Origin of the sequence: uncultured Sphingomonas sp., from assembly GCF_913778135.1 — a bacterium.
GTDB lineage: Bacteria > Pseudomonadota > Alphaproteobacteria > Sphingomonadales > Sphingomonadaceae > Sphingomonas.
Genome location: NZ_CAJYVU010000094.1, coordinates 1 through 20,938 on the forward strand (window position 1 = coordinate 1; position 20,938 = coordinate 20,938).

The following is a 20,938-nucleotide window of genomic DNA, read 5'->3' on the forward strand; positions in this document are numbered from 1 at the left end:
CGCGCGCGTTGGCGTCGACCTGCGGCAGGCGACGCCCCGCAATCGCGCGCAGCTCGTCGCGGCTGGCGGCGAGGGTCGCGTTGCTGGCAACGAGGCTGCGATTGTTGGCGATCGCCTGATCGACCAGCGCGTCGAGCCGGGCCGAGCCGAACGCGGTCCACCAGCGCAGTTGCGGCCCGTCGCCAAGTGCGATGCCGGCGGGCGTCGTCTCGCCCGGCGACTGGTAGGCGGTGGCCGCAGGCGCCTGCGGACGCGTGAAATTCGGGCCGACCGTGCAGCCGGCGAGTGCGGTGGCGAATGCGAGGGTGGCAAAACGCTTCATGGCAATCAGTCCATGTGGATCGTCGGGCCGTCGGCGGCACCGCGACGCGGGCGGCGCATCAGCAACAGCAACGGGACGACCGCGAGGGTCAGGATGAAGAGCAACCAGAAGGCATCGACGTAGGACACCATTGCCGCCTGCCGCGTGATCTGCGCGTTCAGTGCGGCGACCGCGCCGGGCGCATCGAAGTCGAAGCCGGAGGGCAGCACCGGATTGTCGGGGCGGATCTCCTCCACCAGCCGCGAGTGGACGGTCGCCCCGTTGCGGATCGTCAACGCCTGCAGCACCGAGATGCCGACCGCCGAGCCGATGTTGCGCGTCAGCGTGAACATCGCCGCGCCTTCGTTACGGTATTTCGGGTTGAGCGTCGCAAAGGCGATCGTCGTCAGCGGCACGAAGACGAGCCCGGTGCCGATCCCCTGGATGAACCCAGAGGTGATCACCAGCCGCTCGTTCATGCCGAGCGTAAAGCCCGACATCATGTGGAGCGAATAAGCCGCGATCATGAACCCGGTGAAGATCAACAGCCGCGGGTCGACCGTCTTGATCAGCCGCCCGACGACGATCATCGAGATCAGCGTGCCGATCCCGCGCGGCGCGGTGACGAGGCCGGTCAGCACGACCGGATAACCCATCAGCGTTTCCAGCATCGTCGGCAGCAAGGCGAGCACGCCGAACAGCACGGTGCCGAGGAAGAAGCCGAAGATCGAACCGGTGAGAAAATTCCGGTCCTTGAACATGCCGATGTCGATGAACGGACGCTTCGCCGTCAGCGTGTGGACGACGAAAAGGTAGCCGAAGAATAGCCCCAGCGCCGCCTCGATGCACACTTCGGTCGAACTGAACCAGTCTTTCGTCTGGCCGCGATCGAGCATCAGCTGGAACGAGCCGATCGCGAGCGCGAGCATCGCGAAGCCGAACAGGTCGAGGCGTGGTTTCGCCGCGTCCTTCGTTTCCGACAGGAACGCCGACAGCCCGGCAAAGGCGAGCGCGCCGATCGGCAGGTTGATGTAGAACACCCAGCGCCACGACAGATTGTCAGTCAGCCATCCGCCCAGCGCGGGGCCGATGATCGGCCCCAGGATCGCGCCCATCCCCCACACCGCCATCGCGGGACCGTGGCGTTCGGGCGGGTTGATGTCGAGCAGGATTGCCTGGCTCATCGGCACCAGCGCCGCGCCGAACACGCCCTGCAACAGCCGGAACCCGACCAGCTCGCCCAGGCTGTTGGCGATGCCGCACAGACCCGACACGGTGGTGAAGCCGATGATCGACCATAGCATCAACCGCTTGCGTCCGAACCGCCCGGCGAGCCAGCCGGTCAGCGGCGTCATGATTGCGGCGGCGACGATGTACGACGTCAGCACCCAGGTGATCTCCTCACCCGAGGCGGACACGCTGCCCTGGATATGCGGCAGCGCGACGTTGGCGATCGTGCTGTCGAGCGAGTTCATCACGGTCGCCGCCATTACCGACGCGGTGATGAAGCGACGCGACACCGCGTCGGGATAAGCGCCTGTCATCGCCGGCCTGCCGTCACCACCTGATCAGCGCCCAGCGGCGTCACCGCCGAACAGGTGGCGCTTGTGCCCGGTATCGACGCTGACCTCGACGCTCAGCCCCGCATGCAGCGGCACATTCGGCGGCAGGCGGTCGATGCTGAACTCGACCGGCAAGCGCTGCACGACCTTGACCCAATTGCCCGTCGCATTCTCGGTAGGCAGCAGCGCGAAGCTGTTGCCGGTGCCGGGGCTGAAGCTGGTCAGCCGCCCGGTCAGCTTCAGGTCGGGGAATGCGTCGACGTGGAAGGTCGCGGGCTGCCCCACGCGCATGTGATTGAGCTGGTCTTCCTTGAAATTGCCCTCGACCCACATCCGCGTGCCCGCGAGCGTGAAAACAGGCTTGGACGCGGTGACGTAGCTGCCGCGCTGCAATTGATCGACCTTGGTGACGATGCCGTCCTGCGCCGCGCGCACCACCGTGTAGCCGAGATTGAGACGCGCACGCTCCAGCGCCGCCTGCGCGCGCTGCACCGCCGGCTGCACCGCGGTCGGCGCGTCGACGCTGCCGGTCAGGGTTGCTGCGACGCCCGCATTCTGCTGCACCGAGGTCTGGATCTGCTGGCGCGCGGTCTGCGCGGCAAGCACTGCCTGATCATATTGGTTCTGCGACGAGATACCTTCTGCCAACAGCGATTTCTGCCGCGCCGCCTCACGCTCCGCATAGGCGAGCCGCGCACGCGCCGCCGCCAGCGCGGCTTCGCCCTCGCGGTAGCTGGCGCGGGTGGACGACACCTGCGTGCGCGCGTTGGCGAGTTCCGCTGCCGCCTCGTCGACCGCCGCCTGAAACGGCGCAGGATCGATGCGGAACAGCACGTCGCCCGCGCGGACGCGCTGGTTGTTGCGCACCAGTACCGCGACGACCGGACCGCTGACGCTCGCGCTGACCGGTACCAGCCCGGCCTGGATGTAGCCGTTGTCGGTTTCCTGATAACGCCCGCCGCTCAGGTAGAAATACAGCCCCAGCACCACCGCCAGGAACGGCGCCGCGATCAGCAGCGGCAGGCGCAGTTGGTTGCGCCGCGTACGTGGCTCGTCGGCGGACTCGACCACCGGCGCGGGCTCGGTGACCGGAACCGAGTCGCTGAGCGTTTCGGGTGCCGGGCGTTGGGTCTGTGGGTCGTCCAGGCTCATGTTTCCTCACGGATCAGGCGCAGCACGGGCAGCGCGATCTCGATTGCTACCGCGCGTTGCACCTCTGGCAAGTCAAACGCAACATGATAATACGCTACCTAATGATTATCTTGCATTGACCCAAGCGCGCGATAGAGGAGCGCTGGATGAAGGAAGAGGAAGTCACCCTGGCGACCGCGCCGACGACGGCGGTCTCCGAGCTCGCGGCGCCGCGCAGCCTCGTTCAGCAGATCAAGCTGGTGTCGAAGCTGCTGCGCAAGCGCTTCGACGAGCGCGCGCGCGCGGTGGCGCTGAGCGAGGGAGCGGACTGGGGCGAGGCGCTGACGCAGGCGCAGTGGCGCGCGCTCGCCACCATCTACCTCAATGCCGGCTGCACGCAGAAGGAGCTGGCCGAGAAGCTCGAAATCGGCGCGGTCGCGACGGGGCAGACGGTCGACCGGCTCGAGCGGCTGGCGTGGATCGCGCGCCACAGCGATCCGGGCGACCGCCGCGTCAACCGGCTCCACGTCACCGACGCGGCATTGCCGATCCTGGAGCGGCTGGGCGTCTTCGCCGACCGCGAGGATTATTTCGCCGCGGTCGGGCTCAGCTCCGAGAAGCTGGCGACGCTCACCACATTGCTCGACGAGGTGATCGGGAATCTGTCATCGGCAGAGGGGCGAGCGACGGTCAGCTCTTCAGGCGCCAGCCGCTCTTGAAAATCCACGCGATCACCGCGAGGCAGGCGATGAGGAAGCCGAGCGTCACGCCAAGGCTCAAGCCGATGTCGACGTCGCCGCGTCCGAAGAAGCTCCAGCGAAACCCGCTGACCAAGTAGACGACCGGATTGAACAGGCTGACCGTCCGCCACGGCTGCGGCAGCATGTCGATCGAGTAGAAGCTGCCGCCCAGGAACGTCAGCGGCGTGATGAGCAGCAGCGGCACGAAGTTCAGCTGCTCGAAACTGTTCGCCCAGATGCCCAGGATGAACCCGAACAGGCTGAACGCGACCGAGGTCAGCAGCAGGAATGCGATCATCGCGAGCGGATGCTCGACCACGACGGGCACGAAGAAGGCCGAGGTCGCGAGGATAATCGCACCGATCACCACCGACTTGGTCGCCGCCGCACCGACGTAGCCGATCACCAGCTCGATCGTGGAGATGGGGGCCGACAACAGCTCGAAGATCGTCCCGGTGAACTTCGGGAAATAGATGCCGATCGAGGCATTGCCGACGCTCTGCGTCAAGAGCGACAGCATGATCAGCCCGGGCACGATGAAGCTGCCGTAGCTGACGCCATCGACGTTCTGCATCCGGCTGCCGATCGCGCCGCCGAAGACGATGAAATACAGGCTGGTGGTGAGCACCGGGCCGATCAGGCTCTGCCACAACGTGCGGAGCGACCGCGCCATCTCGAAGCGGTAGATCGCCCATATACCGTGCAGGTTGATGCCGGGAACGGTCATGCCCGTTCCTCCACCAGGTCGACGAAGATGTCTTCGAGGCTCGATTTCGATGTCTCCAGATCCTTGAACGCGATGTGACGATCGCCGAGTGCGCGCAGCAGCGACGGAATGCCGGTATCCTCCTGCGTCGCGTCGAACACGTAGCGCAGCGTGCGCCCGTCGTTCTCGAGGCTCAACCGCCACTGCTCGAACCCCGCCGGCACGGCGTCGAGCGGGTCGACCAGCGTCAGGTCGAGTTCGCGCTTGCCGAGCTTCTGCATCAGCGCCGCTTTCTCATCGACCAGCAGCAACCTGCCCTTGTTGATGACACCGACGCGGTCGGCCATTTCCTCGGCCTCCTCGATGTAATGCGTGGTCAGGATGATCGTGGTGCCGCGCTCGCGCAAGCGATGGACCAGCTTCCACATGTCGCGGCGCAAGCCTACGTCGACGCCTGCGGTGGGCTCGTCGAGGAACAGGATCTCGGGCTCGTGCGCCAGTGCCTTGGCGATCAGCACGCGGCGTTTCATGCCGCCCGACAATTCCATGATCTTGTTGTCGCGCTTGTCCCACAGCGACAGGTCGCGCAGCACCTGCTCGATATACGCGCTGTGTCCCGAACGCCCGAACAACCGGCGTGAGAAGGTGACGGTCGCCAACACGGTCTCGAACATGTCGACCGACAGTTCCTGCGGCACCAGCCCGATCAGGCTGCGCGCGGCCTTGTAGTCGGCAAGCGCGTCGTGCCCGCCGACGCGGATCGTGCCGGTCGATGGCGTCACGATGCCGCAAATGATGCTGATCAGCGTCGTCTTGCCCGCGCCGTTGGGCCCGAGCAGCGCGAAGATTTCACCCTTGTTGATCGCCAGATCGACGCCGTGAAGCGCGGTGAAGCCGCCCTTGTAGGTCTTTGACACGCCCGAGAGCGTGAGGATTGGTTCGGTCATGAAGTCCCCTTGCGCCACGCAGATAGGAGCGCGCAGGCCAGATGGGAGGGGCCATGCGGCATTGATCCCACGCCCTTGCCCATGAAGGTGCGTTGTGACGCGACCGTGACCGGCCTAACGCGCACGGCATGGCGCAGAACCGACCCGCGTGATGACCCGAGCGACCGCGCCACACCGCTGGGCGAACAGGACCGCCTGGCTCCGGCGCAAGCTGCGCGCGAGCGAGGCGGCGTTCATCCTCCTGTCGGTGATCGTCGGCGCAGTGGCGGGGTTGAGCAGCGTGCTGCTGGGGACGCTGGCGCGCGCGGTGCAATCCTGGGCCTTCGCGCTCCCCGATGATGCGCGGCTCAGCGCGGCGCCTGCGCTGTCGCCCGCGGTACTCGTCATGCTGCCGATCGGCGGGACGGTGCTGGTCGGGTTCAACTGGCTGGTTCGGGCACGCAGGCGACGACTGGTCGACGCCGTCGAGGCGAATGCGCTCCACGGCGGGCGCATGTCGTCGATCGACAGCCTGGTGATCGCGGGGCAGACCGCGCTGTCGAACGGCTTCGGCGCGTCGGTCGGGCTGGAGGCGGGCTACGCGCAGCTCGGTGGTGCCGGCGCCTCGGTCGCGGCGAGCTGGCTGGGTCTCAGACGCAGCGATTTCCGCACGCTGGTCGGTGCGGGTGCGGGTGCGGCGATCGCGGCGGCGTTCGGCGCGCCGCTCGCGGGCGCGTTCTACGCGTTCGAGATCGTGATCGGCGCCTATACGCCAGCCGCGATCGCGCCCGTCGTCGCCGCCGCGCTGACCGGTGTGTTCGTGGCGCAGTTGTTCGGCACGCGCCCGTATCTGATCGACGTGGTGACCCGCGCGCCGATCGAGACGCACCATTACCTGCTCTACGCGACGCTCGGCATCATCTGCGCCGGCGCCGGCATCGCCCTCATGCGCGTCATCGCGCTCGCCGAGCAGGGCACGCGGCGGCTGCCGCTGCCCGATGCACTGCGACCGATCCTGGGCGGCGCGCTGTTGATCCCGATCGCGCTGATTTCGCCGCAGGTACTCTCCGCCGGGCACGGCGCGCTCCACGCCGATCTGGCGGTCGGCGTCCCCCTCACCTTTGTCGCCACGATCCTGCTGGCAAAAGCGCTCGCCTCGATCGTGTCGCTGGGGTTCGGCTATCGCGGCGGGTTGTTCTTCGCGTCGCTGTTCATGGGTACGCTGGTCGGGCATCTGTTCGCCGGGCTGCTGGCGATGGCGGGCTGGGTCGTGCTCGACCTGCGCGACGCGGCGATGGTCGGCATGGCCGCGCTGGCGGTCGCGGTGATCGGCGGGCCGATGACGATGGCGATGCTGGTGCTGGAGGCGACGCACGACTTCGCGCTGACCGGCGCGGTGCTCGCCGCCGCACTGGTCTCGTCGTCGCTGGTGCGCGAGACGTTCGGCTACAGCTTCTCGACCTGGCGGCTCCACCTGCGCGGCGAGACGATCAAGAGCGCGCGCGATGTCGGTTGGACGCGGATGCTGACGGCGGGCAAGATGATGCGCCGCGATGCGCGGGCGACCCCCGCCGACACCAGCGTGGCCGAATTCCGCCGCCGCTTTCCGCTCGGCGCGACCAGCCGCGTCGTGCTGACCGATGCGGAGGACCGCTACGCCGGCATTGTCCAGACGCCTGCCGCCTATGCCGAGGCCCTCGACACCAAGGCCGCGGTCGGCGAGCTCGCGATCAACCGCGACGCGGCACTCGCGCCCGACATGGACATCCAGGCGGTGATGAAGCGCTTCGATGCGTCTGGCGCGGACGAGCTGGCGATACTCGACGCCGACCGACGCGTGCTCGGCCTGCTCTCCGAAACCTTCGTGCGGCGGCGCTATGCCGAGGAGTTGGAGAAGGCGCAGCGCGATCTGTTCGGCGAACGCTAGCGTTGTTCGTTCGCGCAGGCTCGATTTGCGCAGCCGAACGTTCAGGCGCGATGAACGGTGCAACCATCGCTGATCCTTCGATAATTCCGGGCTCGCCCCGCCCCAGTCTCAAGCGCCGCAACGCCGTCCGGACAGGTCGCGACGCATCGTGAGCACACCGCAATGGATGTCGATCGGGCTGCTCGTCGCGATGATGGGCATGTTCCTGTGGGGGCGGTTCCGCTACGACGTGACCGCGATCCTGGCGCTGCTCGCCGGCGTCGCGCTCGGGCTGGTCAAGCCGGCCAAGGCGTTCACCGGTTTTTCCGACGACATCGTCATCATCGTCGGTTCCGCGCTGGTGATCTCGGCCGCGATGCAGCGATCGGGGTTGATCGAGAGCGCGCTGGGAGTGATCGCGCGTCGTGTCACTCGCGTGCGCTCGCAATTGCTGGTCCTTACAGGCGCGGTCGGCGTGTCGTCGGCACTGGTGAAGAACGTCGGCGCGCTCGCCATGCTGATGCCCGCCGCGGTGCAGACCGCGAAGAAGTCGGACGCCAGCCCGTCGGTGTTCCTGATGCCGATGTCGTTCGCCTCGCTGCTGGGCGGGCTGATGACGCTGGTCGGCACCTCCCCGAACATCATCGTCAGCCGCGTGCGTCAGCAGATGACGGGCGAGCCGTTCGGCATGTTCGATTATCTGCCGACCGGGCTCGGCCTGCTGATCGTCGGGCTGGTCTTCCTGCGCTTCGGCTACCGCCTGCTGCCGCGCGAGCGCCGCGCCGCGCCGACGATGGGGGAAGCGCTCAACATCTCCGATTACGTGACCGAAGTGACGGTCGACGAAGGATCATCGGCGGTCGGCGAGACGGTGGCCGCCTTTCTCGAACGTCACGACCATTCGATCACGATCACCGCGCTGCTGCGCAGCGGCGTTCGCACCTTTATCGCGCCCGACCTGACCATCTGCGCCAACGACACGCTCATCATCGGCGGCGACCCCGACACGCTGGAACGCGTGATCGCGGGTGATCATCTGGCGCTCGCCGGGCAGGACCGCGACGCACCGCAGGGACGCGAGGACGACGAGGTCGGCGTGATCGAAGCGGTGATCACCAGCGAATCGGTTCTGGTGCGCCAGTCGGCCGGGCGACTGCAGCTGCAACAGCGCTACGGCGTCAACCTGATCGCGATCTCTCGCGCGGGGAAGCGACTGACCAAGCAGTTGCGCGACATCGTGCTGCGCGCGGGCGACGTGATCGTGCTGCAAGGGCCACTCACGCTGCTGCCGGAGCGGATGCGCGATCTCGGCACGCTGCCGCTCGCCGAGCGTCCGCTGCGGCTGGGCAGTTCGAAACGCCGCTTCGTCCCGCTCGCGATCCTCGCCACCGCCATGTTCGTGACCGCAATGGGCTGGGTGCCGGTCGCGGTTGCCTTCTTCGCGGCGGCGGGATTGATCATGGCGAGCGGCGCGCTGCCGCTGCGTGAGGCCTATGAGGGCGTCGAATGGCCGATCCTGATCATGCTCGGCGCGCTCATCCCTGTGAGCGAGACGCTGCGCACCACCGGCGCATCGAACGTGCTGGCGACCAGCTTAGCGCATCTCGCCACGTCGCTGCCGGCCTGGGGAGCGGTGGAGCTGATCCTGGTGGCGGCGATGGCGGTGACGCCGTTCCTCAACAATGCGGCGACCGTATTGGTGATGGCGCCGATCGCGGCGGTGTTCGCGCACGATCTGGGTTACCGGCCCGAGGCGTTCCTGATCGCCACCGCGATCGGTGCCGGGTGCGATTTCCTCACCCCGATCGGCCACCAGTGCAACACGCTGGTATTCGGACCCGGCGGTTATCGCTTCGGCGACTATGCCCGGCTGGGCGCACCGCTGTCGCTGCTGGTCGTGCTCGTCGGGACGCCGCTGGTCATGTGGACGTGGCCACTGCAGTGATGGGCGTTGAGCTGCCACGCCGCATGTCGGTTCGGACTGGAGCGGGTGAAGGGAATCGAACCCTCGTCGTAAGCTTGGGAAGCTTCTGCTCTACCATTGAGCTACACCCGCGATACCGATCTTCTCGGATCGGCCGCAGCGACACCAACTGACCAGCTCGTGATCGTCTAGCCGTATCAGTCTCGTGGCACGGTTGCACGAGCATAGTCAACCGGAATGCCGCCTCTGTGACTGATCGGTGCCCGGTCCGATGTGACTTCATACGGGTTCCCGCATCAGACCAGGCCACCCGCTCAGGCGGAGATAGCAGCGAACGGACGTCCGGTTGCCGTCGTATATCTTTCATAGGCGGAGGCCTGGCATGCACCGACGCAGCGATGTCGATTAGTCGATGGCGCGGTCCGCCGGTTCCAAGAGGAACGCCGGCACTTACGCCATTGTCGACTAATGCCGCCGTTCCGGATCAAACCGCTGTTCACCGAGAGCCTCGCCCGGCGTTTACCGGTTGTTCACGCCCGCGTGCGACGGTAGCGGCGGAGGAGATCATGATGGTGGTTCACGACGCAGCGCCATTTTCACGGTCGATGACAGGTTCACCGCGTCTCCGGGCTGCTAACTCGACGATGTCTGATCCTCACTCTCGCAAGGTTGGCGTCCTGCTGCTGCTGGCGATCAGCGCGCTGGGATGGCTCGCATTGATCTACTTTCTGCTGCGTTGAGCGGCGCGATCAATAGGCGTTGGGGTGCAGTAGCACGCGCAGCGTGACCGCAGCGATGCGGATGTCGCGCCAGATCGACCAGTTGTTGATATATTCCAGATCGGCCTGCACGCGATTGGTCACATCTTCGGCGCGCTGTGTCGCACCGCGTAACCCGCGCACCTGCGCCAGACCGGTGATCCCTGGCTTGACCGTGTGACGATGCCAGTAACGCTGGTCGATCTCCCAGAACAAGGCATTTTCGGCGCGTGATCCGAGCGCGTGTGGCCTTGGCCCGACGATGCTCATGTCGCCGAGCAAGACGTTCAGAAGCTGCGGCACTTCGTCTAGGCTGGTCTTTCGTAGGATGGCGCCGACGCGGGTGACGCGTGCATCGTCGCGCATCGTGGAAACGCCGCCATCGGGATCGCAGATGTCGGCACGCATGCTGCGGAACTTGAGCACCGCGAACTGCCGGTTCGCGCGACCGACGCGAACCTGCCGGAAGAAGACCGGCCCGCCGTCCTCCAGCCGGATCGCGATCGCTGCGGCAAGCGTGATCACGACAATGCCGGGAAGAAGCGCGAAGACGACGGCGAGGTCGAAGGCACGCTTGAGCAGGGCGTCGGGGCGACGAAGCGGCCCGTACGCGACCACCGCAGTCGGTTGATCTTGCGCGCTTCCCACCTCCAGGATGCCCAGCGCCTCCATCTCGGGCATGACAACGTGAACGTCGGTGCCCATCGCCTTCAGCATCGCAACCCAGCCAACGCGCGCCTCGGGTGCGACCGACAGAATGACCCGGTCGAAGCGGGCGCAGGCACGGCTGACCTGGTCGAGCATGTCGGGGCAGTCGAGCGACGGTCGCAACCCGCTGCCGCCGATTTCGATCGCGTGGGTGAAGGGTTCGGATCGGCCGTTCGAAGCGTCGTGCAGCAGAAGCTCGTCGATCAACCCGCGCGGCGAGAAAGCGCGGATCAGCCGGGCGTTCAAGCCTCTGGCGGCGGACAGAAACACGATCGCGAGCGCGAAAGCGACCGCTTGCTCGAGGCGTGAATAATCCGCGCTGACCTTGAACGCGAACCCGAGCCCGATCGCCAGCAACGACACAATCGTGAACGACGACAGCGCGCGGCGCACCCCGCGTGCCGGCTGCATCATCGCGTCGCGGTCGAACGCACCGCGGCTGGGCGACAGCGCGACGTATAGCGACAGGATGATGGTCGAAACGGCCGCTACGCGCTCACCCGGATCGCGTCCAAGTGCCAGCGAGGCGAGCACCAGTGCGGCGACGATCGCGACCAGATCGCCGCAAAAGAGCAGCACGCGGGCCTGAACCCGACGCTGCGCACCCGAGAGCAGAGGCGCATATTCGCGGCCCAAGCGCGCTGACGCGTCAGTTGCCGTCGTGACTTCCTGCACATCGAGCGCAATCAACGATGCCAGCCCCCCCGACCCGTCCGCCGACGCAGAATCGAGTTTCCGTGCGGCATTTGCGAGACGATAAGCACCCCGACGTTCCAGGTCAGTAGCGGACCTTTACAGTTGAAATTGCATCAGCGCGCCTATTTGTAAATTCACGCTTAGCAAATCCTCAGCCTCTAAAAGAGACTTACCTGCGCCTATTTACGATAGCCCATGCCTGGAACAACAAGAGGCTATTCTCCTGTATATTTGAATACGGATCAACTCATCCTGGCTGTCCTGCTTCCGATCGAGCAAACACCGGTAAGCGCGCCACCAGATCGGTTTCAGACGGCCCAAGCAGAGTCGACGACCGGATCGCAACGATCATCCGGCTCGTGACGGGCGAGGCCACTTCGAGCCTAAATGGATCAGCCTCGACCAGCGCTGATCCGGCAAATAAAGAAGTATCGCGCGACATCGTCGCTGCAAGACGCTCGCTTCTTTCAGGCGATCGCTGCACCACGATCTGCCGTGCCGTGATGACCGACTTCACATAGCCCTGCTGCGCCAGCGCCTGCCCGATCCGCGCGCGGTCGATCTCGTCGCGCACGGCGTTGACCAACTGGATACGACGCCCGATCGACGGGTGTGTGATCGACAGGTCGGTCCAGCGCGCGGGTGCTACCCGTCGCAGGAAGCGCTCCGGCGCGCCGGTGTCGTAGCCCGCACGAGCGATCAGGCGCAGCGCAAGTTCATCCGCCTCGATCTCCGCCTGCTTGATCCCGGTTGTCCGACGTGTTCGCGGAAACAGCGATGAGCCGCGGCCTCCGCTGGAGCGATGGTGCAGCATGTTGTGCGCCATCTCGTGCGCGACGACGAAGGCAAGCTCGTCATCCGCCGCGGCCACTTCCAACGCGCGCGTGGTGACCGCGACATAGCGCCCGTCGGCCCAGGCGTTGACCGCGCTACCTGGCTGAAGCGTGGCCGTGCCGCCGCAGCCGCGATCGCCGGTGAGTACGATCTCCCGCCGCGTCGTGCCGCGCTGCACGGTCAGGACAGCCGGCCCTGCGCGCAGCGTGGTATCGAGCGCGGAGTTGAACAATTCAACTCGCTTGTACGTCGCCCGGGACCGGATCAGCGCCGCCCCCAGCGCCGTGACGTCGCGTCCGTTAATCGCGACCAGTTCATCGCCGACGAGCAGACCTGCGCGATCAGACGTACCTCCCGCGACGACCGCGCGAACCGCAAAGCCTGCGCCCAACCCCCGTGCCTGGACGAGCGGCCGATTACGCCGATCGTAGCTGGCAAGATCGTGCAGCGTGAGGCCCGTGATCATCATCGGCACGTCGCATCGGTCGGCGTTGGCCGACGCAAGGCGATAGCCAACGAGCGCCAACCGCGCGTCTCCCGCGACCAAATCCTCATCGGAGAGATGGGTCGCCGCCATCGCGCTGCCATTGCCGAGCACCAGGGTCGCTGCGACAAGGTACGATAGTGCGCGGTACAGATGCTTGCGGTTGAGCACGTGTCACTTCCTCTTGCTTCACGGGCAAGTGACACAGGCGGGTGTATATATCGTTGAGCAGGCCTCGGGAGCGTTCTCTACAGCGCCGGGGTTGTCGGCGGCGAAGCGCCGAACATGGCGCTCAGAAATTAGCCTCGGGGGAAATGATGAAGAGGATCACGCGGCTGCTTGGAAGAAGCAGTCGTCAGATTACCCGACCTGTAAGGATTACCGATCCCTCATTGTAATGAATGACCGCCCACGTGCTTGACGCACGCAGAGGCACCGTGTTGTTTGCGGGAGCGTTCTGGGGGGCCGTCCGCTTGCGATTGTATTTATCGACAGCATTGCTGTTGCTGGCGGCGTGCGCCCAGGAACCAAGGCCGCACGCTGAGACCGGCAGCAGCGCATACGCGTCGCTGGAGACGACATCGACCGCAAACACCGGAGGTTATCGCCTGTCATCGGGCGACGAACTGTCGATCAACGTGTATTACGAGCCGGACTTGAGCTTCGCCCGCCTTGTCGTCGACAATGGTGGCAAGATCCCCTTTCCGTACCTGGGTTACGTGACCGCGGAAGGTAAAACCGCGGAAGAACTCGCCGGCACGATCACGGCCGGTCTGTCCGGCCGGTATGTCGTCGATCCGCAGGTATCGATCTCGGTCCTGCAGGCCGCGTCGCAGAAACTGGTGGTCGAGGGCGAGGTACAGAAGCCCGGAAGCTTTGCGCTGAAAGGGCGCAGCAGCTTGCTGGAAGCGCTGGCGCTCGCCGGCGGGCCGCAGCGGACCGCCCGGCTCGACGAGGTGATCGTCTTCCGCCACCGCGCCGACGGCGATTACGCCGCGCGCTTCGATGTCGCCCGCATCCGCGCCGGGATCGACCGCGATCCCGTGCTTGAGGGCGGCGACACGGTCGTGGTCGGGATCAATCACGCGAGCCGGTTGTACCGCGACATCCTGCAGGTCGCGCCGCTTCTCACGCTCGTGTTCCTGCGGCTGTGATCGTGCGGTCGCCGGCATGAACGCGCCATTCGGCAGGATCGAGGCGCCGGTATCACCATCCCCTGCCCCGCTGTTCGCGCTCGATTTCGATCGCCTCTGGGTGCCGGTGCGCCGCTCGCTCATACCGATGGCATTGATCGTCTTCGCATGCCTCGCTGCGGCGCTGCTGGCGTTCGTGCTGATCCGTCCTTCCTTCCGCGCCGACGCGAAGCTGCGCATCGATGCCGCCGCGCAGCGTATTGTCGGCACCGAAGATGTCGCAGGCCCGGTGCAGGTCGCCGACATCGACCGGCAGATGGAGACAACGCTGCTGATGGCGCGCAGCGTGCCGGTTGTCGAGGCGGTGATGCGCGCGTTGAAGCTGTCGGCCGACGACACCTTCCTGCGCCAGATGCACGCGAGCGCGACGACGACGCCGGCCGAGCGTCGGAAGGCAGTGCTCGACCTGCTCGATCGTAACCGGTCGGCCGCGATCATCCCCAACAGCCGGGCCGCGAGCATCGCCTTCACCTCGCCCGACCCGCAATTGTCGGCGCTGATCGCCAACAGTTTTGCCGACCATCTGGTCCGCCGCGACGTGCAGCAGCGCGCCGAACAATCGAGCTATGCCCGTGCGTTCCTGGAAGGCGAACTGGCGAACATCCGCACGCGTCTGTCGGAGAGCGAGCGCCGCGCCAACGATTACGCGCGCCGTGCCGCGATCATCGCGGTTCCGGTACGCGAAAACCAGCGCGCCGGTGCGACGCTGACCAGCGACACGCTCGACCGGGTCAACCAGCAGCTCAGCGACGCCGCGCAGCGCCGCATCCGCGCGCAGGCGGACTGGCGTGCGGTCGCCGCGCGTCCTCCACTCGCGATCCCTGAGGTGATCGGCAACAATGCGGTCCAGTCGCTGGTCTCGCAGTCGACCGACGTTCAGGCCAGGCTGGACGCGGCCGCGGCGCGGCACGGACCCGAGCATCCCGAAGTGCGGCAATTGACGGCGCAGTCGACCGCGCTGCGCCGCGAACTGGCTCGACTGGCGGACGGGATCAAGGCCGGTCTGCGCACCCCGCTCGACAGCACGACGCGCGACGAGGCCGAACTGGCGACGCGGTTCGCCCGGCTGCAATCCAGCCGCTTGTCAGAGCAGGACAACAGCGTCGCGCTCGCCATCCTACAGCGCGAAGCCGACACCAACCGCAACCAGTATGACGCACTTCTCGCCCGGCTGAATCAATTGAACGCGGAGGCAGGAGTTCAGGTCAGCAACCTGTCGATCCTCGACCGCGCCGTGCCGCCTGATCGCGCGCATTTTCCCAGCCTGCCGCTGTTTGCCGCCATCGGCCTGCTGCTCGGCGTGGTGACGGCGACGCTGTTCCTGCTGGTGCGCGAACTGCTGTTCGCTCGCCTGCGCACCCCCGTCGACGTGGCCGCACGACTGAGCCTGCCGGTCATCGCCGCGATTCCGGCTGCGCGCGGTGACGACGAGGCGAGGCTGGAGAGCAGCTACGGCGAGGCGCTCGCCGCGCTGCACGTGGCCAGCGACCGCGGGCTGCCGGCATCGGTGTTGGTCACGAGCGCGTCGATCGGCGACGGCAAGTCGACCACGGTCCACGCGCTGGCTCAAGCGGTCGGCACGACCGGCAAGTCCGTTCTGGTGATCGACGCCGACCTGCGCCGACCGGTCCAGCATCGCCTGTTCGATGTCGCTGACGATTACGGCCTGACCGAGGTGCTTGCCGGGCAGCGCGCGCTCGTCGACGCGACGCAGCGGAGCGGAGTGACCGGCGTCGACGTGCTCGCGGCCGGGACGCGTCCGCCGCAGCCGGCCATCCTGCTGGCGAGCCTGCGATTGCGCGACACGATCGAGGCGGCGACGCGCGCCTATGATCTCGTCCTGATCGACACGCCGCCGATCGTCGGCGTGGGTGATCCGTTGCTGCTCGCGGTTCGGGCACAGACGGTTCTGTTCGCGATCCGCGCCGATACCAGCCGTGTCGCGACCGTGCAGGCCGCAATCGGCAAGCTCGCCAAGCTCGGCGTCACGCCGCTTGGCGCGTTGCTCACCTTCTACCGACCGACCGGCGCCGAGGAATACGGCTACGGGGTCTATCGTCACGAGGCCGCCGGGTAAGTGGTGCGCAGTGAAGGCAGGCGCCGGTTCGCGCTGGTCGCGGCAATCGCAGCCGGGTTGAGCGTCGCCCTCGCGCTCGCCAACCTTTCCCGCGCCGCGGCCGAGCGGACCGTGTTGCAAACAGCGCCGACGCGGCAGGTCATCGTCATGGACCCGCGCCCGTCCGCCGACCGCGCGCGCTACGCCACCGCGATCGTCGACGCTCCGTTCGACGCGGCACTGCTAAACCGCTGGATCGCTGCAATGCCCGCGGGCACGAAGCGCGCGGCGGGTTTCACGCTGCTGCGTCGCCTGGGCTTTCACGACACCGCCGCGCAGATCGACATCATCGCCGACAGCCTGCAACGCGGCGATGATGCGCAAGTCCTGCTGCGGCTCGACGCGCTGCTCGCCCGGCAGGTGGCACCTCGACCGCTCATGTCGATCCTGTCGCAGATGGAGCGTGCGCCGCGCTGGCAATCCCTCGTCGTCGCGCGACTGAACGCGCGCCCGGCGTGGCGGAGCCAGTATCTGTTCGACGCAGCGACCTTGGATGACGCCGCTGGAAGGCGCGTACGGCTCTTGACTGTGGAGGGGCTGACCGACCGCACGGACCGAAGCCGCGCCGCTGCCTTCGCCTCGCGCGAGAGCTGGAAGCGCGGCGATGTCGCGCTGGCGGACGCGTTCTGGCGGCGCGGTGCAGCGATGGATCGCGGCTTATCCGACGATCGCTTTCCCTTCGATTGGCAGACCGGCGCGAGCGTCGACTTCGAAGGAACGCAAGTGAGGCGCGGTGACCTGCTGGCGTTCAGCTTTCGCTGGAACGGTCACGGGACCGAGGCCTTCGCATCGCGCCACGTGCTGGGACCGCTCACGAGAGGCGCGTCTCTGGCCAGCGTCGATGCCAAGCCCGACGTGCTGACCCGGATCGACGTGCGCTATCGTTGCCAGGGAGGTGGCTGGCGGGTGGCGCTCCGGACTGCCGGAGCGAACCAGGCGACGTTTCGCGTCGGCGAGCCGCTCGCCTGCGCGGCGGGCGAGATCGCTATTGTGCCGGCTGACACAGCTGGCGCCGGCGCGGCTGCCGAATTGGTGATCGAGTTCACGATGCCCCGCGCGCGACCTGACACGTGGCGCCCGTGACGGTCGATGCCTCCCTACTCCAGCGATTGCACGATTGGCGCCGCTGGCCGGACACGTTCGGGCGCGTGACCAATTCGCACAACTACGTGCCGCAGATCGACGGGCTGCGCTTCCTCGCGATCGCGCAAGTGATGCTCTACCACGCCGCCCTGCGCGGGCAGCGGGCGGCGGACCCGGCCGCGATGCCCGACGAGGGCTGGTTTGCCTGGCTGCCGAACGGCATCGCGGGGGTCGAGCTGTTCTTCTTCATTTCCGGCTACATCATCGCTTACCCGTTTCTGACCGGGCGGCCGCCCCGACTGCGTGCCTTCTACCTTCGCCGGATCACGCGGCTTGAGCCGCCGTACATCCTGACCGTTCTCATCTGCTTCGCCGCGTTCGCGTCGGCGGGCGGCAACGTCGGACCGAGCCCGGCGCTGCGCCACACCGATGCCACCACGCCGCTGTGGGAAAGCCTGCTCGCGAGCCTGTTCTATCTTCACGGGACGATTTTTGTTGCCTCGCCGCGCGTCAATCCTCCGTTGTGGACGCTGGAGATCGAGATCCAGTTCTACCTGCTCGCGCCCTTCATTATCGGCGCCTACACGGTGGTGCGGCGTGCCGGCACGCGCGCGGTGATCGCGGCCGGTGCCATCCTCGTCACGCTGGTACTACAGGCGCTGCTCGATCCGTTTGCCCGGACCCACTATTCTCTCGTGGCGCACCTGTTCCCGTTCCTGCTCGGCATGGCGGTGAGCGACTGGGCGGCGCGGCGGCGGCCGTTCGAGGCGCCGGCCGCCGCGTGGGCCGACTTTGCACTCGCGATCGGCCTGCTGCTGTTCGTGGCCGGATCGATGCTGTTCTACCTTCGGCTGGGATTTGCGGGGCGGACAAGCGTCTTGTTAGTCCGCAGCGCGGCGATCATCTTAATCTATCTGGGCGCGGCGCGGGGGATCAGGGGTCGGCGCTGGCTGGGCAATCGCTGGATCGCGCTCGTCGGCGGCGCCTGCTACTCGATCTACCTGCTCCACGTTCCGCTGCTGCAGATCGCGTCACGCGTGATGCTGGGGCCGTTCGACTGGTCCGGTTGGCCCGCTCTGGCGGTTGCGGCGCTCTACCTGTGCGTCCTGCCCGTCGTCGTGATCGGCTGCATGCTGTTCTACGTCGCGGTCGAGCGGCCGTGCATGAATGGCGATTGGCCGCGTGCTCTGGCGCGACGGCTGCGCCGTACAGGATCGCGACGATGATCGGGCGGCTCTACGTCACTGCCAGCCTGTTCTTCGCGCTCAATCTCGCGCAGACGCTCGGGCTCCCGTACGCGAATGTGTTGGAAAAGGGGTTGTACCTCGCGCTTGCGGCGGCGGTGCTGATCCGACGCCGGGTCGATCCGGTCGCACTCGCGCTGATGATCGCCACCTTGCTGCTGACGATCGTGCTGGGGCTGCTCACGTCGTTTCCGCACTTCAGCTGGATGACGTGGCTGCTGTCGGTCAATCAGTTCGCCATCATCTACGTCCTGACCGGTTTTCTGCCGAGTGAGCACGATGCCCGGACGATCTTGCGCACCAGCGCGTGGTTGCCGCTCGTCTGCGTGGCCGCCGGCGTGATCGGATCGATCACGACCGGCCGCGCCTTGTTCGGCACCGAGTGGGCGACCGGCACGGCGCGGCTGCAGGGATCGCTGATCCCCGCGTTCCTGTCGGGCCTGTCAGCGACCGGTATTGTCGCCAGCCTGATCCTGGGGCTGGAGTGGCGGAGGCTGCGCTATCTGGCGCTGGCGGCAGCCGACGTCGTCATCCTGCTCCTCGCGGGCGGCCGTGCCGCGCTGGCGGTCGCGGCGTTCGTGTCGGTCTGCCTCGTCGCGTTCAGCCGCATGATCCACGTGCGTGACAAGCTGGTGCTGTTGCTGGGCGCGATCGCCGCTCTGCCGATCTTCGCCGCGGTCGCCGTTCCGTTTGCGCTGCGGCGGCTGGTCACGAGCACCGACAACGGCCGCAACGAGATGGCGGCCTATCTGCACACGCTGGCCGAGCGTTACCCGTGGACCGGCATCGGATTTGGCCATCAATATTGGCAGACGCCGCAGAACATCGTCGTCGTGGTCGGGTCACCCGCCGCGCATAACGACTTCCTGCGCCTGACGGTCGAGCTGGGCGTGGTTGGCGCAGGGTTGTTCTACCTGGCGCTAACCGCGGCGATGCTGCGCGCTGGGTGGCGCGATGGAGCATTGAACATAACCGCGCTCGCCGCATGGATCGGCTTTCTGCTGCTGTCGCACAGCGACAATGCGCTGGCGACGCCGGCCTATTTCCCGCTGCTGATCGTGTGCGTCCTACCGCGCCAATCGTCGGCTGGGCGGGAGGCGGCGTTCGTGTCCCCTCGTCTCTCCGCCGGGTATGAAGTGCCCCAACCCGCATGATCCGCCACTACGCCTGGTCCGCCGCGCGGCAATGGGGTCAGCGGCTCGGCACCGCGCTGACGTTCGTGATCCTCGCGCGCATGCTGTCGGCCGAGCAGATCGGACTGTTCAGCGCGGCGCTCGCGATCATGGCGCTGGCGGAACTGGTGAACGAGAATGGCGCGGGCGACGCGGTGATCCGCCACCGCGACGCGACGCCCGGTGCGATCAGGGCGCTCGGCCGCGTCAATGTCGCGGCATCGATCCTGCTCTCGACGGGGTTCGTGCTGCTGGGCGGACGGATCGAGGCATGGTTCGGAACCCCCGGTCTGCGCCCGATCGTGTCGGCGCTGTCGCTCGTTCTGCTGCTCAACGCCTTTGTCTACATTCCGGCGGCGGTTCTGCGCCGCGACATGGCATTCGCCAGGCTCGCCCGCATGTCGCTTAGCAGCACCGTGCTCGGCTCGCTCGTCGGGATCGCGGGCGCGTTCGCCGGACTGGGCGTGTGGGCGCTGGTGGCGCAGGCACTGACCTTCGCCGGCAGCACCGCGGTGCAGATGAACTTGGACGGCGGCACCCGCTCCACCGAGCCGGCGGATTTCCGCGCCGCGCGTCCGCTGTTCGCGTTCGGCGGCTTCGTCATGCTGGGCAACCTCTTGTCCTATGTCTCGACCCGCGCGATCGAGCTGGCGCTACCGTATCACGACGGTGCGGCGGTTCTCGCGCTCTACGTCATCGGCAGCCGGTTCTACTTCGTCGCGGCGCAGATGGTCACCGCCGTCCTGCTTGACGTCACCATGTCGCGCCTGTCTGCGCTGTGCGACGATCGCGCGGCCTTTGGAGAGGCACTGGCGAGCGCGACCGCGACGGGCGCCATGGTCGGCGGCGCGATCTTCTTCGGGCTCGCCGCAATCGCGCCGGAGTTCTGTCGATTGGTGTTCGGGCACACGGGGGCTGCGGCGTCGCCGTTCCTCGCGGTCGTAGCGGTGGCAGGCAACATCCTGCTGCTCAACTATGTCGCGCAGGTCGCGCTCAAGGCGCTGGGGCATAGCAGGACGATCGCGCTGACGAGCGGCGCGCAGGCGGCATTGGCGCTGCTGGTGCTGGTGCCGGCATGGCCGATCCCGGCACTCGCGCGCGTGGCGCTGGTCAACGCGCTGGTCGTGCCCACACTGGCGGCGCATCTGCTGATCCTGCGTCGCGTGCGCGTGGTGTCGCCCGCAAAGTGGGCGCGCGGGATCGCGCCGGTCTGGGCGGGCGGCGCATTGATGCTGCTGGTCGTCGCCGGCGTGCGCGCGAGGTTCACCGTCGATCTGCCCGACGCGCTTGCGCTGCCTATCCTGATCGGCGGCGGCGCGGCGGCGTATCTGATTGTGGTGATGATCGCGGCCGGACGCGGGTGGCGCCCGTTTGCCCCGCGGCACGTCGCCAAGCCTGCCTGAGCTTCGTCGCGACACCTGGCGGGCACGGCCGCAATCCTGCCGGGAGCGACC

At 67.0% G+C, this 20,938-nt stretch carries 15 protein-coding genes, 1 tRNA gene and 1 pseudogene; 9 read left to right on the forward strand and 8 right to left on the reverse strand.

Translation table 11 applies throughout. The features are described 5' to 3' along the window. The 3 genes and pseudogenes from QZ847_RS08765 to QZ847_RS08775 all read right to left on the reverse strand — a co-directional run. A pseudogene (locus tag QZ847_RS08765) lies at positions 1–322 on the reverse strand (RND transporter); the annotation flags it as partial. A gap of 5 nt (positions 323–327) precedes the next feature. After that, the gene (locus QZ847_RS08770) at positions 328–1,845 is read right to left on the reverse strand and encodes a DHA2 family efflux MFS transporter permease subunit (protein WP_294355590.1); all 1,518 of its coding nucleotides are present in this window, start codon (positions 1,843–1,845) and stop codon (positions 328–330) included. Positions 1,846–1,869: 24 nt separating this feature from the next. After that, on the reverse strand, positions 1,870–3,015 hold the full coding sequence (locus QZ847_RS08775) for an HlyD family secretion protein (protein ID WP_294355594.1): 1,146 nt from the start codon (positions 3,013–3,015) through the stop codon (positions 1,870–1,872). 146 nt (positions 3,016–3,161) lie between these two features. Between QZ847_RS08775 and QZ847_RS08780 the strand changes: the two genes are divergently transcribed. Then, entirely contained in the window at positions 3,162–3,713 is a 552-nt protein-coding gene (locus QZ847_RS08780) for a MarR family transcriptional regulator (protein WP_294355598.1), read from the forward strand. On the opposite strand, the gene QZ847_RS08785 is transcribed toward QZ847_RS08780, so the two are convergent. Both QZ847_RS08785 and QZ847_RS08790 read right to left on the reverse strand, forming a co-directional pair. After that, positions 3,685–4,461: an ABC transporter permease gene (locus QZ847_RS08785; RefSeq protein WP_294191304.1), complete on the reverse strand. Its 777-nt coding sequence runs from the start codon at positions 4,459–4,461 to the stop codon at positions 3,685–3,687. The genes QZ847_RS08780 and QZ847_RS08785 overlap by 29 nt on opposite strands. Continuing rightward, positions 4,458–5,387, reverse strand: coding sequence for an ABC transporter ATP-binding protein (locus tag QZ847_RS08790; protein ID WP_294355601.1), 930 nt, complete (start codon positions 5,385–5,387; stop codon positions 4,458–4,460). The genes QZ847_RS08785 and QZ847_RS08790 overlap by 4 nt, the downstream gene beginning before the upstream one ends. Positions 5,388–5,538: 151 nt before the next feature. On the opposite strand from QZ847_RS08790, the gene QZ847_RS08795 reads away from it, so the two are divergent. Together QZ847_RS08795 and QZ847_RS08800 are read left to right on the forward strand one after the other, a co-directional pair. After that, positions 5,539–7,293 carry a chloride channel protein gene (locus QZ847_RS08795; protein ID WP_294355603.1) on the forward strand — a complete coding sequence of 585 codons (1,755 nt, stop codon included), beginning with the start codon at positions 5,539–5,541 and terminating at the stop codon, positions 7,291–7,293. A 148-nt stretch (positions 7,294–7,441) separates the two neighbouring features. Beyond that, the gene (locus QZ847_RS08800) at positions 7,442–9,217 is read left to right on the forward strand and encodes an SLC13 family permease (RefSeq protein WP_294355606.1); all 1,776 of its coding nucleotides are present in this window, start codon (positions 7,442–7,444) and stop codon (positions 9,215–9,217) included. Between the two features lie 37 nt (positions 9,218–9,254). Here the strand turns inward: QZ847_RS08800 and QZ847_RS08805 are convergent. From QZ847_RS08805 to QZ847_RS08815, 3 genes are all read right to left on the reverse strand, one after another. Next, positions 9,255–9,328, reverse strand: a tRNA-Gly gene (locus tag QZ847_RS08805). 617 nt (positions 9,329–9,945) lie between these two features. Further along, positions 9,946–11,241 carry an exopolysaccharide biosynthesis polyprenyl glycosylphosphotransferase gene (locus QZ847_RS08810; protein WP_294355610.1) on the reverse strand — a complete coding sequence of 432 codons (1,296 nt, stop codon included), beginning with the start codon at positions 11,239–11,241 and terminating at the stop codon, positions 9,946–9,948. A 364-nt stretch (positions 11,242–11,605) separates the two neighbouring features. Further along, positions 11,606–12,847: a M48 family metallopeptidase gene (locus QZ847_RS08815; RefSeq protein WP_294355613.1), complete on the reverse strand. Its 1,242-nt coding sequence runs from the start codon at positions 12,845–12,847 to the stop codon at positions 11,606–11,608. Between the two features lie 242 nt (positions 12,848–13,089). On the opposite strand from QZ847_RS08815, the gene QZ847_RS08820 reads away from it, so the two are divergent. The 6 genes from QZ847_RS08820 to QZ847_RS08845 are packed head-to-tail and all read left to right on the forward strand — an operon-like array spanning position 13,090 to position 20,887. After that, a complete protein-coding gene (locus tag QZ847_RS08820; protein WP_294355616.1) occupies positions 13,090–13,830 on the forward strand; it encodes a polysaccharide biosynthesis/export family protein in 741 nt (246 codons plus the stop codon). A 16-nt stretch (positions 13,831–13,846) separates the two neighbouring features. Continuing rightward, positions 13,847–15,946 (forward strand): tyrosine-protein kinase family protein, encoded by a 2,100-nt coding sequence (locus QZ847_RS08825; RefSeq protein ID WP_294355618.1) that lies wholly within the window; start codon positions 13,847–13,849, stop codon positions 15,944–15,946. After that, positions 15,947–17,068, forward strand: a complete 1,122-nt coding sequence (locus tag QZ847_RS08830) for a hypothetical protein (protein WP_294355621.1) — start codon at positions 15,947–15,949, stop codon at positions 17,066–17,068. After that, positions 17,065–18,294, forward strand: a complete 1,230-nt coding sequence (locus tag QZ847_RS08835) for an acyltransferase (RefSeq protein WP_294355624.1) — start codon at positions 17,065–17,067, stop codon at positions 18,292–18,294. Before QZ847_RS08830 ends, QZ847_RS08835 begins: the two co-directional genes overlap by 4 nt. After that, positions 18,291–19,466, forward strand: a complete 1,176-nt coding sequence (locus tag QZ847_RS08840; protein WP_294355627.1) for an O-antigen ligase — start codon at positions 18,291–18,293, stop codon at positions 19,464–19,466. Before QZ847_RS08835 ends, QZ847_RS08840 begins: the two co-directional genes overlap by 4 nt. Further along, complete coding sequence (locus QZ847_RS08845; protein ID WP_294355629.1) at positions 19,463–20,887, forward strand: oligosaccharide flippase family protein; 1,425 nt, start codon at positions 19,463–19,465, stop codon at positions 20,885–20,887. The genes QZ847_RS08840 and QZ847_RS08845 overlap by 4 nt, the downstream gene beginning before the upstream one ends. Positions 20,888–20,938 lie beyond the last annotated feature (51 nt).

What these genes read in the sequence shown, in the direction of transcription:
- QZ847_RS08770 (WP_294355590.1), bottom strand. Translation starts at nt 1,845, where the DNA reads ATGACAGGCGCTTATCCCGACGCGGTGTCGCGTCGCTTCATCACCGCG.
- QZ847_RS08790 (WP_294355601.1), bottom strand. Translation starts at nt 5,387, where the DNA reads ATGACCGAACCAATCCTCACGCTCTCGGGCGTGTCAAAGACCTACAAG.
- QZ847_RS08775 (WP_294355594.1), bottom strand. Translation starts at nt 3,015, where the DNA reads ATGAGCCTGGACGACCCACAGACCCAACGCCCGGCACCCGAAACGCTC.
- QZ847_RS08785 (WP_294191304.1), bottom strand. Translation starts at nt 4,461, where the DNA reads ATGACCGTTCCCGGCATCAACCTGCACGGTATATGGGCGATCTACCGC.
- QZ847_RS08780 (WP_294355598.1), top strand. Translation starts at nt 3,162, where the DNA reads ATGAAGGAAGAGGAAGTCACCCTGGCGACCGCGCCGACGACGGCGGTC.
- QZ847_RS08825 (WP_294355618.1), top strand. Translation starts at nt 13,847, where the DNA reads ATGAACGCGCCATTCGGCAGGATCGAGGCGCCGGTATCACCATCCCCT.
- QZ847_RS08795 (WP_294355603.1), top strand. Translation starts at nt 5,539, where the DNA reads ATGACCCGAGCGACCGCGCCACACCGCTGGGCGAACAGGACCGCCTGG.
- QZ847_RS08840 (WP_294355627.1), top strand. Translation starts at nt 18,291, where the DNA reads ATGATCGGGCGGCTCTACGTCACTGCCAGCCTGTTCTTCGCGCTCAAT.
- QZ847_RS08845 (WP_294355629.1), top strand. Translation starts at nt 19,463, where the DNA reads ATGATCCGCCACTACGCCTGGTCCGCCGCGCGGCAATGGGGTCAGCGG.